The organism is Acetobacterium bakii (genome assembly GCF_001263355.1).
Taxonomy (GTDB): domain Bacteria; phylum Bacillota; class Clostridia; order Eubacteriales; family Eubacteriaceae; genus Acetobacterium; species Acetobacterium bakii.
In genome coordinates this window covers 145,174-161,242 of the sequence record NZ_LGYO01000011.1, presented here as the reverse complement: position 1 = coordinate 161,242, position 16,069 = coordinate 145,174, and the positions used below count along the sequence as shown (strand labels likewise).

General features: G+C 39.5%; 13 protein-coding genes. All 13 read right to left on the bottom strand.

The window, feature by feature from the left end; all coding sequences use genetic code 11:
* Window positions 1–88 precede the first annotated feature (88 nt).
* The 13 genes from pseC to AKG39_RS05765 all read right to left on the bottom strand — a co-directional run bounded on the left by pseC (window position 89) and on the right by AKG39_RS05765 (window position 16,068).
* Complete coding sequence (gene pseC / locus AKG39_RS05830) at window positions 89–1,276, bottom strand: UDP-4-amino-4,6-dideoxy-N-acetyl-beta-L-altrosamine transaminase (RefSeq protein ID WP_050739424.1); 1,188 nt, start codon at window positions 1,274–1,276, stop codon at window positions 89–91.
* On the bottom strand, window positions 1,277–2,281 hold the full coding sequence (gene pseB, locus AKG39_RS05825) for a UDP-N-acetylglucosamine 4,6-dehydratase (inverting) (RefSeq protein ID WP_050739423.1): 1,005 nt from the start codon (window positions 2,279–2,281) through the stop codon (window positions 1,277–1,279). It lies immediately after the preceding gene.
* 49 nt (window positions 2,282–2,330) lie between these two features.
* Window positions 2,331–4,217 carry a motility associated factor glycosyltransferase family protein gene (locus tag AKG39_RS05820; protein WP_050739422.1) on the bottom strand — a complete coding sequence of 629 codons (1,887 nt, stop codon included), beginning with the start codon at window positions 4,215–4,217 and terminating at the stop codon, window positions 2,331–2,333.
* Complete coding sequence (locus AKG39_RS05815) at window positions 4,207–4,830, bottom strand: hypothetical protein (RefSeq protein ID WP_050739421.1); 624 nt, start codon at window positions 4,828–4,830, stop codon at window positions 4,207–4,209. The genes AKG39_RS05820 and AKG39_RS05815 overlap by 11 nt, the downstream gene beginning before the upstream one ends.
* 603 nt (window positions 4,831–5,433) lie before the next feature.
* Window positions 5,434–7,302 carry a flagellin N-terminal helical domain-containing protein gene (locus AKG39_RS20655; RefSeq protein ID WP_050739420.1) on the bottom strand — a complete coding sequence of 623 codons (1,869 nt, stop codon included), beginning with the start codon at window positions 7,300–7,302 and terminating at the stop codon, window positions 5,434–5,436.
* A 191-nt stretch (window positions 7,303–7,493) separates the two neighbouring features.
* Complete coding sequence (locus AKG39_RS05805) at window positions 7,494–8,108, bottom strand: hypothetical protein (RefSeq protein ID WP_050739419.1); 615 nt, start codon at window positions 8,106–8,108, stop codon at window positions 7,494–7,496.
* Between the two features lie 59 nt (window positions 8,109–8,167).
* A complete protein-coding gene (flgL, locus tag AKG39_RS05800; RefSeq protein ID WP_050739418.1) occupies window positions 8,168–9,193 on the bottom strand; it encodes a flagellar hook-associated protein FlgL in 1,026 nt (341 codons plus the stop codon).
* A 34-nt stretch (window positions 9,194–9,227) separates the two neighbouring features.
* Entirely contained in the window at window positions 9,228–10,793 is a 1,566-nt protein-coding gene (flgK, locus tag AKG39_RS05795; protein ID WP_050739417.1) for a flagellar hook-associated protein FlgK, read from the bottom strand.
* A gap of 19 nt (window positions 10,794–10,812) precedes the next feature.
* A complete protein-coding gene (gene flgN / locus AKG39_RS05790; protein ID WP_050739416.1) occupies window positions 10,813–11,310 on the bottom strand; it encodes a flagellar export chaperone FlgN in 498 nt (165 codons plus the stop codon).
* Between the two features lie 29 nt (window positions 11,311–11,339).
* The gene (locus AKG39_RS05785; protein ID WP_050739415.1) at window positions 11,340–11,654 is read right to left on the bottom strand and encodes a flagellar biosynthesis anti-sigma factor FlgM; all 315 of its coding nucleotides are present in this window, start codon (window positions 11,652–11,654) and stop codon (window positions 11,340–11,342) included.
* Between the two features lie 341 nt (window positions 11,655–11,995).
* Window positions 11,996–15,016, bottom strand: coding sequence for a methyl-accepting chemotaxis protein (locus AKG39_RS05775; RefSeq protein ID WP_050739413.1), 3,021 nt, complete (start codon window positions 15,014–15,016; stop codon window positions 11,996–11,998).
* A 19-nt stretch (window positions 15,017–15,035) separates the two neighbouring features.
* A complete protein-coding gene (locus AKG39_RS05770) occupies window positions 15,036–15,350 on the bottom strand; it encodes an MBL fold metallo-hydrolase (RefSeq protein WP_050739412.1) in 315 nt (104 codons plus the stop codon).
* A 109-nt stretch (window positions 15,351–15,459) separates the two neighbouring features.
* Complete coding sequence (locus AKG39_RS05765; protein WP_050739411.1) at window positions 15,460–16,068, bottom strand: CheR family methyltransferase; 609 nt, start codon at window positions 16,066–16,068, stop codon at window positions 15,460–15,462.
* Between the last annotated feature and the right edge of the window lies 1 nt (window position 16,069).

Sequence of the window (16,069 nt, the reverse complement as noted above, 5' to 3'; positions counted from 1 at the left end):
TTCTCTAAATCAAGCATAACTATGTTCAGTGCTTATTCTATTTCGGTTTCTACAACACAATTCGAAGATTACACATTCACGTAAAAATCTAGCATTTGTAATAATTGATAACCTTCTTAATTCCTTTTATAACATCTTGCACATCATCATCTGTTAATGAAAAATATAATGGTATTGTAATAATTTCTTCATATAATTTTTCTGCAATGGGACAAATCCCCTTATTATAACCAAGTGATTGATAATAAGGATGGTAATATACTGGGATATAATGAACTTGAAGACCAATATTCTCCGCATTTAATGCTTTATATATTTCATTTCTATTAACTTTCAGTAAAGAAGACTTAATTCTTATGATGTAAAGATGTCGAGTCGTATCTGATTCCTGTATTTCTTGCTGAATTGTAAGTTGCGGTATTTCAGAAAAAGCTTCATTATATTTTTTGACTATTTCACTTCTTCTATTCGAGAAAATCCAAAGCTTATCCAATTGACTTATTCCAAGCGCCGCCTGCATATCTGTCATTCTGTAATTATAACCCAATCCGATCTGCTCGTTGTATCCATTGAAAGGATGCTGCGAGATTTCGTCAATTTCTCGAGTTATTGCATGAGAACGAAAAAGCATGATTTTTTTATAGTATTCTTCATTGTTTGTTAACACTGCTCCACCTTCTCCGCATGTGATTGTTTTTACAGGATGAAAACTGAAGGTTGTTAAGTCAGAAATATTTCCAACTGGGATACCGTTATATTTAGTTCCGATTGCATGTGCTGCATCTTCAATCAGTATTAGATTATATCTTTTGCAGATATCTCGGATTTCATCTAATTGAACAGCCTGCCCTGTAAAATCAACGGCTATAACTGCTTTAGTCTTGCTTGTTACATTTTTTTCAATTTCTTCCGGCTTGATATTCCATGTTCCTGCGTCAATGTCTGCAAATACCGGTGTTCCGCCACAATATAATATACAATTTGCTGATGCGGCGAACGTCATTGGAGTCGTTATTACCTCATCACCTTGCTGAATTCCAGCCGCATGGCAGGCTGCGTGTAATGCTGATGTTCCACTTGATAAGGCAATAGCATACTTTGCTCCGGTAATACCGCATAATTTCTTTTCAAATTCTTCAACTTTAGGGCCAGTTGTTAAGTATGGTGATTTTAGTACTTTGGTAACAGCTTCAATATCATGCTCATCAATATATTGTTTGCCATACGGAATGAAAATATCTCGTGCTGGTGTTCCGCCTTTAAAAGCTATTTTCATTTACTCCTCCGACTCTAATAACTTTTTTTTTAAATCACTGACTTCTAACCATTGAGTATTCGTCTCTGAATTATATTCAAAACCTTCTTCAATAAGCTTTCCCTGAAGTGTTAAATGTTTTTCTGCATTCCACCAATTAAAATGCGGATATATAATATAATGCTCTGAGTATTCATATGTATATCTTGAGTCATCCTTTGTGATCATCACTTCATGAAGTTTTTCACCTTCTCTGATTCCTACTTCTTTAAGCTTGCACTCTGGGAGCATCGCCTCTGCTAAATCTGTTATTTTAAAGGAAGGTATTTTCGATATATATGTTTCTCCACCCTTTGACTCATTCAAAGCTTTTAAAACAAGTTCAACCCCCTGATCTAGGGTTATCCAAAATCGAGTCATTCTAATATCTGTAATCGGTAACTCTTTGCATCCCGTTTTAAGTATGTCTTTAAAGAACGGGATGACAGAGCCTCTGCTTCCGGCTACATTACCGTACCTTACCACGGAAAAAACAGTGCCATCGACTCCAGCATAAGAATTAGCCGCTACAAACAGTTTATCTGAAACCAATTTTGTTCCGCCATATAAATTGATGGGATTAACTGCCTTATCTGTTGAAAGGGCAACTACTTTTTTTACATTTCGATCTAGGGCAGCATCGATGACATTCTGAGCTCCATTTATATTTGTTTTTATGGCTTCAAAAGGATTATATTCGCAGGCAGGTACCTGCTTCATTGCTGCCGCATGGATGACATAATCCACTCTGTTAAAAGCCCTATAAAGTCTGTCCTTATCCCTGACATCCCCAATAAAAAATCTTATTTTTTCAATTTTGTCAGGAAATTTCAATGAAAATTCTTTGTTCATTACATCCTGTTTGAATTCATCTCTGGAATAGATGATTATTTTTTTTACATCAAAATTATTTAAAATCATTTCTGTAAATTTTTTACCAAACGAACCTGTTCCACCTGTAATTAAAATAACTTTGCCTGTTAACATCCGATCTCCTAACTATTTTCTATAGCAAAAATTTCTATTTCTAATACTTCTAAAATTTCTTTTTTTGATCTTCACTGAATATGGAGCCGATACTTTCTGTAAGTATTTCCATAATCTTTTGATTTAATTGAGAGTCACAACTGAGTAAATTAATAAAGGGATCCACATAGGCTATTAATTCGCGTATTTTTTTTAATTCGTTTTTATTAATTTTTATGCGTTGAACATTAATGGCTAATAATTCATGCTCAACCCTATTCATGGGCAAAGCAAATACTTTTCCAAATTCATTTGCTTCTAACTTAACCAATAAGCTATCTAATTTTTGATACATTAAACTGCTTTGCTTCGTGTTTTTATTCACGACCAATTCATCAACCTTAATAAGCTGCTGTTTTAATAAAGTTAATAACCTTTGATAGCTTTCATATGCCTTAGTCATTTTCACCAGTTGAACTTTTAAATAAACCTTGTCATAGATTTCAGATTGAAGGATATTTTTAAATTCATCCCCTACTAAAATAGATGCTTTCAACTTTTTACTGATAACATCACTCATTGGCATGAATTGAGTTCCCTCAATATGAGCACCTCCTAAGGTTGTATTAATGACAACCATATCAAAATTTTTAATGGTCGCTTCAATTTGTTTTCTCATTGAATTAAAGCTTTCACTAGTTAAAATGGCATCTCCACTAACATCAACTGCTTTTATTAAATGTTCATCCCTTTCCTTATCAATTGTTATTTGATAGTCAATTCCCTCAGCATAATGCTTACCATCTTTGTAGGCTAGATTTTGACCCACAAGAATGACTTGATCAAACTCAAGCTTATGGAGTAGTTCTAAAGTCACAACTGCAATAGATGGTGCATCCTTCACTGTAACTAACTCCTCACCATTAACCAGATTTAAAAAAAACTGCGAAACGGTATCCTGGCTGGTAATCATATGATATTTGGGGCCTTGATAGTTCTGTAGTGTTTCAAATCCCACACTGCTACCAAAAATAACTGGTATCGTCGTAATATTCAATTCATTAACCTTAATAAACGCTGCTTGATTCTCTTCTAAAGGATCATAGGTGCACATTGCATCGGGGTATATATTATTATGAATCAATGTATTCAGAGCTGATCCCACCGCAAAGATATGAGCCAGTTTTTTTTCTTTAATCAACTTTAAATTTTCAATTTCATAATCCAGGGATGGCCCTGCAGAAACTAGAATCGCTATTTTTTTTTTAAACACACCATTATTTTCAATAATAATATTTGGTGTGTTAAGAACCTTTTTAAAGTTAATAGCGCTATTTATTACCCATCTTTTTTTAAAAGCATAATTTGTATTCAATGAACTTCTATTGCTTTTAACTACCGCTCTAAACCCATCAAAAAAAAGAATATATTGTTCCTTAAATATACTTTGATAAATTGGCAAATCCATAATAACCGTTTTTTCGTCTGTATTACTTAAAAGTTTATTAAAAAATTCATCCATTGCTTCAGGTTTATACTCACATTGAATTGTATGTATTTTCTTCATCGGTAGATTATTGATATTTTCAAGACTCAAAAAATGCTGAAACACTTCGATAGACGGCTCATATAGTGAAAAAGTCGTATCTGGAAATCTCCTGACAAAAGCGTCGATATGATATCCTAAACCTAATCCGTAAAAAACAACATGGGTTTTATCATCAATGTCTTCTCTTTCTTCTAATTTATCAATGATGGCTTCGGCCTCATGAATTGGATCGTATTTACTATGCAAATATAGAAACTTTTCAGCTTGTTTAACTTTTAAAGTTTTATGACTACTCCTGGTGTCTTCTTGCGTAATAGAATTTTGGTCAGCAGACTCTTCATTTTTTTTTAGTGCATTGTATATTTCAGGATAATTTTTCTTTAAAAATATAATATTATCAGCTAACACTGTCTTCCTCCAACCTAGGTAATAAAAATTGTAATTTATCAAACATACTTTTAAATATTGGTTTTATTTCATACAAAAGCATATCACCAATCAAAATAATGTCTTTTGCGATGATAGCGCTTTCAAGTTCAGGAATAATGGCACTAAGTTTCGATACGCCTTGAACATATTCATTCCAAGTTTCGTAATCATTAACCATGTTACTTAAATTCTTAATGGTATCAATCTGGGTTAATGATTCGATAATCCACTGAACGCCTTCAAATAAATCGTTTAATTTAGTCCATGTTTCTTTATCGGGTTGCTGATAAAATCCTTCTGCTAATTGAGTGATTAAGGGAATTGCATTACTGATATAATCGTTAGCGGTTATTATAGATTCATTGACTAAATCAGTAATTGTCAGCAGTACAACTTCTATCTTTTTCGTGTTTTCTATATGCTCAATAAAATAATTATAATAGTCACCATAAATTGGGGTTTCATCAACAATGAGATGCGAAAACTTTAGTTTTTTTTCATCCAATTTTTCATTAATCGTAGTCAGCATTTGTTCTATTATTTTTGGATCATTATCAAATTCTAAGACTTCATCTTGTAAGTGAATTACCATATTTTACCTTCTTCCTTCAATTGTATACGCTTTATAATCAATTGTTTATAATTACTTAAGGGCATTGCACCCTTGGCAATAATTTCGTGTTACCTTTTAAAAAATATTAGGATTAAAACACAAGAAAGACCATCCTGTCTACCTGGTTTGAAATTGTACTTCTTAGTATTAATATCGGCTAATGTTGCTAAATATTTAGCTGTGCGCGGACTTTTTGCCAAGCTTTTCATAAGATTGAATCCTCATCAGATTCTGATCCCCTTTTTCGTGATTATACAATCATTGCACAACTTGTTAAACATCTGCTACATTAGGTTTATCTCAACACTTAACTTCGGCACCCTGTGCTATTCATTCTATTCTTAAATCTGAACTTGGTCTTCCCGATGGCTTAAAACATCAATTAAGTTCTCACTAATATTTTATCATAATAATGAAACAATTCCAATGAAAACCGTGAGGCTTTGCAACCAATAATATTAACGTATTACCTAAATTATTAGTAATTCTCTCTAAATGAAGTTGCCTATTTTAAAATAAACCACAAAAGACCACCCTAGGGTGGTCTTTTGTGAAGTTATTAATTGCGAAACTTTAAATTGATTACTGTAATAATTGTAGCACGCCTTGTGGCTGTTGATTTGCTTGTGCCAACATTGACTGAGCAGCCTGAGAAAGAATATTATTCTTAGTGAATTCCATCATTTCTTTGGCCATGTCAACGTCACGGATACGCGATTCAGCTGATGTTGCATTTTCTGAAGATGTACTCAAGTTGTTAATGGTATGTTCCAAACGATTCTGTACAGCACCAAGTTTTGCACGTTCTGATGATGTTGATGTAATGGCATCGTTAATCGTCGTGATGGCAGCATCTGCACCAGCCTGAGTGGTTAAATCTAATTTGTCAATCCCTAAATCTTTAGATCCCATTGCCGATATTGACAAGGCCGTGCTCTGCTTTTCATTGGCACCAATCTGGAATTTCATTTCATTGCTTGCATCCACATTAACGGTAAATGTTTCACCATTTACAGCATTTTCATTTAGGTTGAATGTAAGTCCCTCTACTTCGGCACCGGCAGAATTCGTTAATGCAACTTCCGATACTTGCGCTTTTGTAATTTCAAAGGTACTGGTACCGGTGCCGGTAACTGAGCTTCCGGTCACTTTTACTCCTGCAAGAGATATATTGTCACTAGTCAAGGATCCACTATACGTAACAGCATTTCCAGCGGTATCTTTAACAGCATTGCCATTTGCATCTTGAAGAGCAATTGTTGCTGTATCTAAAGCTTTATCATAAGCAGTAACGGCTATCGTATAGGTTCCCTTGTCCAAATCAGCTCCAGTTAAAGTCGCCTCTGGTTTGGCTGCTGCACCAACGTTTATCGTAAAGGAATCACCAATCGCTGCCGTACTCGACAATGTGACATTAAGATTGCTCGCGGCTTCTAGCCCTGAAGAAACTGTCGCTGCCCCAGTAGCACCAATTTTGTAACCAGCTGCAACTGTTAAGTCCGATGATGTACCAATACTACCAGAAACAGCTGAATAATCACTAGTGGTCAATGTTCCACTACCTGTAGCTGATGTGAATTTAATCCCTGATACAGTAACACCAGAACCAGTTGCAGTACCTGAAGCAACTTCAGTTCCTGCAGAATTTTTCAAAATAAATGTAGCGTCAATACCTCCTGAACCTTCTGATTTTAGCTCTATTGTATAATCACCCTTAGCCAAATGAAGTGCCGTAGCCAAACTATCAGCGCCACTCCCTGCAGCTGCGACGCCACTCCCTGCAACGGTACTACCAGCTGCTACTACCGTTCCTGAATAAGAACCTCCGGATGCCCCAGCAAATGTAAAACTTTTCACATCTCCTGATGCATCTGTTTTAGTCGCTATTTGGTTATAAGTAGTTGACTGCGCTACTGTTGCAGCTTCGACAGCAACAGTAGCGGTATAAGTACCTGTTGCGACACTTTTCTCGACGCTGACATCATTAGGACTTGTGATTCCTGCATAACCATTTGTGTTAATTTTTGTTGCTTTATCTCCATTTAAAAGTTTCTGGGTATTGAATTCGGTATCGGTGGAAATTCGATCTACTTCAGAAGTTAATTGATCAATTTCTTTCTGAATTTCTTTACGATCTGTCGTGGTGTTGGTATCATTTGAAGACTGTACCGCTAATTCCCGCATTCTCTGTAAAATAGAATGGGTTTCGCTTAATCCGCCTTCAGCAGTATTGATTAAAGAAATGCCATCGCTGGCATTGGCAGATGCTTGATCTAAGCCTCTGATCTGGCCACGCATTTTTTCGGAAATGGCTAAGCCTGCGGCATTATCCCCGGCTTTATTGATTTTTAAACCGGATGATAATTTTTCCAATGACTTGGAAGTAGCTGCCTGGTTTGCCGACAATTTGTTATAGGTGTTCAGTGCTGCGATATTATGATTGATTCTCATTTTTGTTTCCTCCATTAATTTATTTTGCCAGTAACCCCCGACCCAGGTTGAATTGATTGAGGCTTTCCTCCGTACGATAGGTTAGCCAAATTATTAAGCTTTCTTTGCTTCTGACTTATATATCGGTCTTCGGCTGAGATACTTTAGTGAATTTTTAAAAACTTTTTATTTTTTTTATAATTATTTTTCATTCAGACCTTAAGGTCCATTTTCAGGCCCTGGGCCAGCTCCGGCATTTCCATGAGTCCCTCCGGCCGAACGTAGTCGGGATCGGCACTCATGGGCACATAAATGGGGCCTCCCACGTATTTGATAATGACCTGGGGGCGCTGGGTCATTTTCAATTCGATGTCCGGCGGGAAAAATTGGATGTTCTGATTAGTGGCGCTGGGCATGCCACTGGGAAGCCCGCCCATATCAAAGCTGATCTCCATGCTGGCGGAATCCTCACCAGTCTGGGCTTCAGACGAAACGAGCAAATCTGCCATATGGTCAATGTTGCGGGTGATTTCCTTGAAATGGATGGGCTTTGCCTCGCCATCCTCCATGCTGACCTCAAGCTTGAGGTTGCCATCATCGCCGTATTTTGCCGTGGCGGTATAGGTAAGGTTGTTCCAGTTGTAAACCGAGCTCGGCTCAAAAGAATCCTTGACCGAAATTCTGATGGGGCGACTTTCAACCCGTTCATTTCCCTGTTCTCCGGTAACGTCCACCAGTTGAGAATGTACCGATGACATCCGCAGGGGTTCTTTTTCCACATATTCAATTTTAATGGGGACTGTTTCAATGGTAATTAGCGGTTCCATTATTTTCCCTCCTAAAAAGGAGCCTTAAAAAGCCCCTTCGTTTAATAATCTATTTTTGTTTAGGACATATAGTCAAACACTGATGATTGAATAATGCTGTTACCCATTTGCAGGGCCGCCTGGTAAGCGACTTTCTGGGTTTGAAACGAAATATAGGTATAGGCGGCGTCGATGCCTTCCACCTCAGTTTGCCGGGTCTGCAGATTGAGTTCCTGGGAATCGTAGCGCTCCTTCATAAATTCCAGGTAATTGGCTTTTGCGCCAATTTCAGTGGTCGCTTTGCTGGCCTGGCTGGTTGCGCTCTGAAACTTTCCGAATAACTTGTCGGTAATATCGCTTGAGTAATTTGCTGATTCAAATTGTTCAGCAATTTTACCCAATAAGTTATACGCATTATTGGAAACATTTCCGGCTATCCCATCGATGGTGGTTGTTCCATTCCCAACGATATTAATTCCGGGAATGGAATAATTAAATATTGTGTTGGGATTAACTGTTCCTGCAGAATCAACGGAAACACCAAGACCGATATCCACATAAAGGGAATCCGCTTTTAGATTATTCAGGGTATCTTTTAGCGCTTGGGTACTATCATCCAGGCTGTCCACGTCAATTTTATTATACAGAAGCTTACCATCTTCATCCACAGTAAAGGGTTTTTCAACAGTATTAGACCCGCCAAAAATATAACTATCACCGACTTTGCTGTTTAAGGTGTCCAGCATTTGTTTCTGCATCACCCGTAGCTCGTTGGCAATGATCTTTCGGGTATCCGGATTTTGGGTATCGTTTTTACCCTGGAGTATTTTATCCGTGGCATCCGCAAGGGTTTCAGTAATATCTCCCAGATTAGTTTCGGAATTTGTTAAATAATCGGAAGCATGTGCAATATTGTTCTGATAGCCGTCAAGCTTGGCTAAATCCCGTCTGATTTGATAGGCCTTGATGGCCGAAGATGTATCTTCGGAGGTTTTTGCAAACTTTCGTCCCGAAGCCACCTGGGTATTTAAGCGATCCAGTTCGGTGGACATATTGTTTAAATTCGTGGTGTATTTGGTGGTCATCATTTTATAGGTAATTCTCATCGTGGTTCACGTTCCTTCCAAATTTAAACAATACTTACTGGCCCATGGTGTTAATGATGGTATTCAGATTTTCGTCAAGCACATTAAAATACCGGATGGCAGCATTATAAACTTTTTGAAAAGCCATTAAATTGGTGCCTTCTTCATTCAGGGAAACCCCTGAAACCGACTCCCTGGCGGTATAAATATTTTGCAGTACATTGTCTGCGGTGTCGGCAAAATTGGTATTAAGCCCCACATCCATGGCAACGTCTCCGAGCTGTCCGGTCAAGTATTCGTTGAAACTGCCATTGAAGAACAAGGCGTTCGAATCTTTTTTAAATTCCTGATCTTTGCTCATGGCACTGATCATGCGCAGCACATTATCGGCACTCCCGGGAGTGCCGATTGGGTTATTGGTTGTTTTAATCTCCATTGGATCTTTTAACCAGGCACTGGAAACCTGAATGTCTTTGGCGGTAATATTCGTCGTCGTTCCGTCTGAGTTGGTGAATAATGGCTCGGTTGGCGGATCTGTAGAATTCAGAGGGTCATTGATCGAATTAATGCGATTAAAAACATCCGCAAATTTAGCGGCAAATACATCCATGGTTTTTTCATAGTAGGGAATTCCCCTGGCATCATTTTCACCCTGGACTATATCTGCAAAAGTTCCCTTGCCGTTGATCAGGTCGACATAGCCTTTTATGGCACCATCGGAAATAAATTCTGTGATATCGTTGTTGTCTACCGGGGTGCTGCCTGCAAGTGTAAAGCTGCTGTTTAAGGATAAGACCACCTTGTCATCCTGGTCTTTCACACTGAGAGTATTGAATAAATTGTTATCCACTAAACCAATTGATGTTCCGGTATTCGGATCGACCAGCGAGATGCTCAGCCGGTCAATGGATAAATTTTCAGATATCTTTTCAGGGTTGGTGGTCACTTTTATGTTGGCAATACCCGAAAGCTTATCAATCAGTAAATTCCGCTGATCGTAGAGCTCATTGGGGGTGTTTCCGTAAATTTCTTCTTTTTGAACCTGATCGTTTAAATTGGCGATACTCTTGACAATGGCATTAAAATCATTCTCCACCACCACACCCAGATCTTTGACCTGCTGTGTCCGTACCTCTTTAATCTGGTTGGCATACATATTGATGATCTGGGTTACCTTTTGTGCGGATGTCCGTATTACCTGGGCAATATCTGAACTGGTGGGAGTTTCCGAAAAACTCTGCAGGTCGGTGATAAAGTTGGACAATTCATTTTGCAAACCGTCGGTTTGAGCCTCGTCTAAAACCGATTCCAAATCCGACAATCCGGAAACCATGGTTTGGTAGCGGCTGGTCTCAGCATTCTGGCTTCGGAACCGGGCATCCAGGAAAGGATCCCGTATTTGGCTGGTTCCCACGGCTTTTGCCCCCAGACCTGTGGACACCTTTGGGTTTGCATATTTTTGAACACCACCGCTGCTGGTAATTGAGTTGATATCGACCCGTTGTCTTGAATAACCGTCGGTATTAATGTTTGCTATATTATTACCGGTCACATTAATGGTTGCCTGGCTGGCTTCCATGGCTCTGCTCGCGACATGAAATGCTGAAAATGTTGATGCCATCGAAGTTTCTCCTTACTGATTAAATAGATTTTTCAAAAGTCTTTGGGAAGGCTGTGGTTTCCGATTGTTTACCATCTTCCCCATAGGTTTTTTTGTCTTTTTTAAGTTCGAATGCGGAAATCTTTTTATTGACCACATGGAGCTTTGTATTAAGCATGGTTTGGCATTTTTCTTTATAAAACTGAAATTCTTTAATGGTGACCTCAAATTGACTGAGCAGCTCATAAAATCGCATTTGCTCATCCTGAGGAAGCTTAAGAATCACTTCGGAGAGGTTTTTTCCGGATACCCCCAGCTGCTTCATGTAGCCGGCAACTTCTTTGTCAAAGCTTTTTATCTGATACAGGAAGATCTGCTGCTGATTCAAATTTGTGTTGAGTCCGTCAATGTCATCTTCCTGGATCAATGCTAGCTCGGCCTTTAATTTGGGCACTGCTTCACGATGGAGCTTTGAAACGCCAAAAAGGTACTCATAAAAAGCATCAAGTACCTGTTTGTAATCTTTAGTTTCTGACATATTGAGCCTCCTCGGAATAATAGTTTTCTTTACTTCAGAATCTCTTCTGCAAGCAATTCTGTTGGGATCTTGTAGGTTCCGTTTTTAACGGCTTCTTTTAATTCGTTGATATGGTCGGTATCTTTTACAGATACTTCATATAAAATAGCGGACTTTGCGGATGACAATCGTTTGTCATCAAAGGATCCGTTATGGCTGCTTGAAATTTCGGTACTATCTACTTTATTTTTACGAATAAACTTTGCGTTTTCTTCAGTATCGGCATTTCTTACAGGATCGGTAGTAACGTCCTGGGTTTGTTTTGGTTGTATCGATTTAGTATTGTTTGAAAATGAGATGACCATAGTTAAAACCTCCCTTTAATATTAATAGTATACCATCAATATTATAAACTTATTTATTTTATTCTTCCTGAACGATTCATGTTGTTCTATCTTCTTATTGTATTTATCGTCATTCCAGGGTAATACTTTAGAACAATCCTTGGAAATTTGAATTCTTTTTGATTTATTCCGGCTTATCCGCCAGGATAAAGCTTTGACCCATTTCTTTTGGCATCTGTGCATTGCCTGACTACCTTAACCATCGTCATTTTCGGGAAAAACTTTAGGTTCAAAATGCAGACAGGCTTCGATCAATTGATCGAAGCCTGTCTGCATTACTTATTAAATTCAATCATTTTGGATTAATATTTGTCCCCTGCAGTATCATCTAAATCAATCCACACTTCTTCTATTGGCACAATTTTTCTCGGCGTTTTTTCTGATGCTTTTTTTTGCTTCGATCGCTGTCTTTCGTTGCCTTTATTTTTTATTTTAAAGGTTCCAACCATCTCTTTTAACATTTCTGCCTGTCCTGATAATTCTTCGCTGGCAGCGGCGCTTTCTTCGGCGGTTGCGGAACTCGTCTGAACCACCTTGGAAACCTGTTCGATGGCCTGAGTGATTTGAGAAATTTCTGTTGCCTGATCATTGGAGGCCTGAGCGATATCCCCAACTAATCCTGCTACCTTTTCAATTTCGCCCAGAATTTCTTTCAGACTTTCAGCCGTATTGTCAGCAATTTTAGTGCCTGCTTCTACCTTAAAGATGGAGCCTTCAATTAGTCCGGTTGTTTCCTTGGCTGCTTCAGCACTTCGTGCCGCCAGGCTGCGAACCTCTTCGGCAACCACTGCAAAGCCCTTGCCATGCTGTCCGGCCCGGGCAGCTTCTACTGCGGCGTTTAGTGCTAAAATATTGGTTTGGAAAGCAATGTCGTCAATGACTTTAATAATTTTGGAAATATTTTTGGAAGAATCATTGATTTCAACCATGGCGCTGACCATTTCTTCCATTTGGGTATTGCCGATTTCGGCATTTTTTCGTACTTCAATGGCCCGTTCATTTGCTTCGTTGGCGTTGAGAGCATTTTTCTTTGTTTCTTCGGCTACTTCGTCAATGGATGCCGTGAGTTCCTCCAGGGAGCTGGCCTGTTCGGTTGTGCCCTGTGACAGTGTCTGACCCCCATCAGAGATTTGTCTGGATCCTATTTCTACCTCGCTCGCCGCAATATCAATATCTGACATAATTTCGCTAAGGCTGGTAGTAATACCATTAATGGCAGTTTTAATATGTTCAAAGTCGCCATGATAGGTTGTTGTTATTTCCTGATTAAGATCGCCTTCGCCAATGTATTGGAGCTTAATGGTTATTTCTTGTACAATACTTTTTAGAAACTCAATGGTTTTATTCATGTCATCTTTGATTTTTCCATTTTGTCCTTTATAATCGCCCATCATCATAGCATTTAAATTTCCGATTGCCAGTTGTTTTAAAACCCCTGAGGCTTCCTTGATGGGAGCAATAACCACATCCAGCGTCGTATTGACGCCTTCCATAATCTTGGCGAAGTCACCCTGATGTTTGGTCGTGTCAGATCGGGTATCCAATCGGCCTTCGAAACCAGCCTGTGCCAACATCCCAGCATCGGCAACCAGGGCGTTGATCCCATCGATGCAGCTGTTGAGATTGTTCTTGATTTCGTTGAAATCGCCGCAGTAGGTATCGGTGATCTTTGGCGGAATATCACCGTTACCGATCCGTTCGATGTACTCGGCGGCCACATTCAATGGGCAGACGACGGCATCCAGGGTGTTGTTGACGCCTTCCATGATCTTGGCAAAGTCGCCCTGATGTTTGCTGGTGTCGGACCGGGCATCCAGTCGGCCGGCGGCGCCGGCCTGTTCCAGCTGACTTGCATCGGCAACCAGGGCATTGACCCCATCGATACAACTGTTGAGGTTGTTCTTGATTTCGTTGAAGTCGCCGTAATAGGTATCGGTGATCTTCGGCGGGATATCACCGTTGCCGATGCGTTCGATGTATTCGGCCGCTACGTTCAACGGACCGACCACAGCATCTAACGTATTGTTGACGCCTTCCATGATCTTGGCGAAGTCGCCCTGATGTTTGGTGGTGTCGGACCGGGCATCCAGCCGCCCGGCGGCACCGGCCTGTTCCAGCTGTGCAGCATCGTCGACCAGGGCGGTTACGCCGTCGATGCAGCTGTTGAGGTTGTTCTTGATTTCGTTGAAGTCGCCGTAGTAAGTATCGGTAATCTTCGCCGGAATATCACCGTTGCCGATCCGTTCGATGTACTCAGCGGCCACGTTCAGCGGGCCGACGACGGCATCCAGGGTGTTATTGACGCCTTCCACGATTTCTTTAAAGCCGCCCTTAAAATTGGCTGCATTGCCTCGAGTATCCAATTTCCCTTCAACGGCTGCCTTGGAAAGCGCATCTGCCTCAATAATAAGACCTTTTATGGACTCAATGGTCTGCTTGATCGCCGGAGAAATTTCATCCTGATCATCCCTAATTTTGATATCTGCCGAAACATCACCCTCTGAAATCTGCTTCATTGTTCCAATCACAACATTTTGAAGATCATCCGCAAAACTATCCATGGCCACTGCCATCTGCCCAACTTCATCCTTGGTTTCCATATTCAGGCGCAGGCCCAGGTGCCCCATACTCATTTCTTTTAACATATTGGCTGCTTTTTTGAGGGGTTTACTGATGGCTGAACTGAGGAAAAGCCCCAAAGCTATGGAAAGAATCACGCCTATTGCAATGATTATAAGCATTGTTATAACAGTACTTTCAGCGTTGCTTGTGTTTCCGTCTGATTTTATCTTGCCATCTTCCAATTTCATAGCAAGTATTTTATCAATGGCATCCTGTTCGGCAACCGATGCTTTTCCGGCCAGGCTGCCCGCACTCATCATTGCGATTGCTTCAGCATCCTGGTTCTGGGTGGCAAGATTCATTATTTGCTCCAATTGGGTGCTATATGCCAATCGTGTTTGGATAAACTCATCATAGGCTGTTTTCATTTCGTCTGAGATAATTGTTTTTTCAAATTCTGTTGCAAGGGTATCGATCTCTGCTCGTCTTTCGGTGATGCTGTTCGCACTTTCACTTATGGACTGAGCATCGTTTGCAATAATCATGTCTCGTAAGTTCACCCGCAAACCCTGAAATGCCGTTGACATTTCGGCAATCTGGGCCGTTGGTACCATCATATTTTCATAAAGCTCAGTATCTGATTTCTCAAGAGATTTAATATTTACAACCCCTATTGTGCCCACAACGCCTACGATGAGTGCCATCAAGATAAATCCAGCTAAAAGCTTGGCACTGATTTTCATATTATAAAACCATTTCATAAATATCAATCTCCTGTTGTTAAATTTTAATTTTTGCATTTTCCAGGGAGTTTATCAGTGTTCTTTTACACTTAATTTTATGCGGTTCACCATGCCCAAAATATATGGTTTCAATCTTTTTTGTAACGATATATTCAAGAGCATTTATGAATCTTTTTTCATAGGTAGTGTCTTTTGACCTTATAACCAATGGCTTGTCTCCGGCAAATAAAACCTTATTTGCTTCACAATAAAGACAGATTGAATCATTGCTGTGTCCGGGAGTATAAATGACTTCAAATTCACAGTCTGCTATTTTGAGTGTTTCACCGCCTTTTAGAATAGCATCAATCATTGTATTTGTCTCACTGAGGGTATTCCATTCACCAGTGAGCAAATATACATTTGAAGTTTATACTTCGCTGTGACTCGTTAAATTGCCTGCTTTCATGCATTCTCATCACCTAACTGCTTATTTTTCTGTATAATTGAGCATTGGATACAACGGGCTCAAATAAAGCTTCCAGCTCCTTGGGAAGCTTTTGTGTCTGTTCCATTGCCAAATACCCACCGTCAATCAGAGACTCATGAAACATCCGAAGGACTTCAATTCTCTGCACCTCATTAAAATGCAACAATACATTTTTGCAGAGTATCAATCCAAAATCCTTGCCAATACTTTTGAGTGTCAGCAAATCATGCTTTTGATAAGTTACTGACTTTCTGATTTCGTCAGTGAGCCTAAAATGGCCTTCTTTGTTATCGTTTACAAAATATTTTCCAAAAACATCTTTTGGGATCCGTTCAACCTGTTCTTTTGGGTAAATTCCCTCCAGAATAATTTTGTCAAAAAGGTTGCTTCCATCAATATCGGTTGCCTTTATTTTTATATTTCTGAAATACATATGCCCAATCCCTTCTCTGAGAAGCATTGCCAGGGTATATGGTTCTGGACCCATGGCACAACCGGCATCCCAAACATTAATGTATCGTCTTGACCTCAAGGTCGGAATCGCATGATCGCATATCATTTGAAGTGTTTGTAAATCTCTGAAAAAGTAGGTAAACGCCATT

Bases quoted from the DNA above. Each gene is read 5' to 3' on its own strand.
- AKG39_RS05770 (WP_050739412.1), bottom strand. From the start codon at position 15,350: ATGATTGATGCTATTCTAAAAGGCGGTGAAACACTCAAAATAGCAGAC.
- flgK (WP_050739417.1), bottom strand. From the start codon at position 10,793: ATGGCATCAACATTTTCAGCATTTCATGTCGCGAGCAGAGCCATGGAA.
- flgL (WP_050739418.1), bottom strand. From the start codon at position 9,193: ATGAGAATTACCTATAAAATGATGACCACCAAATACACCACGAATTTA.
- AKG39_RS20655 (WP_050739420.1), bottom strand. From the start codon at position 7,302: ATGAGAATCAATCATAATATCGCAGCACTGAACACCTATAACAAATTG.
- flgN (WP_050739416.1), bottom strand. From the start codon at position 11,310: ATGTCAGAAACTAAAGATTACAAACAGGTACTTGATGCTTTTTATGAG.
- AKG39_RS05805 (WP_050739419.1), bottom strand. From the start codon at position 8,108: ATGGAACCGCTAATTACCATTGAAACAGTCCCCATTAAAATTGAATAT.
- pseC (WP_050739424.1), bottom strand. From the start codon at position 1,276: ATGAAAATAGCTTTTAAAGGCGGAACACCAGCACGAGATATTTTCATT.
- AKG39_RS05765 (WP_050739411.1), bottom strand. From the start codon at position 16,068: ATGGCGTTTACCTACTTTTTCAGAGATTTACAAACACTTCAAATGATA.
- AKG39_RS05775 (WP_050739413.1), bottom strand. From the start codon at position 15,016: ATGAAATGGTTTTATAATATGAAAATCAGTGCCAAGCTTTTAGCTGGA.
- pseB (WP_050739423.1), bottom strand. From the start codon at position 2,281: ATGTTAACAGGCAAAGTTATTTTAATTACAGGTGGAACAGGTTCGTTT.
- AKG39_RS05785 (WP_050739415.1), bottom strand. From the start codon at position 11,654: ATGGTCATCTCATTTTCAAACAATACTAAATCGATACAACCAAAACAA.
- AKG39_RS05815 (WP_050739421.1), bottom strand. From the start codon at position 4,830: ATGGTAATTCACTTACAAGATGAAGTCTTAGAATTTGATAATGATCCA.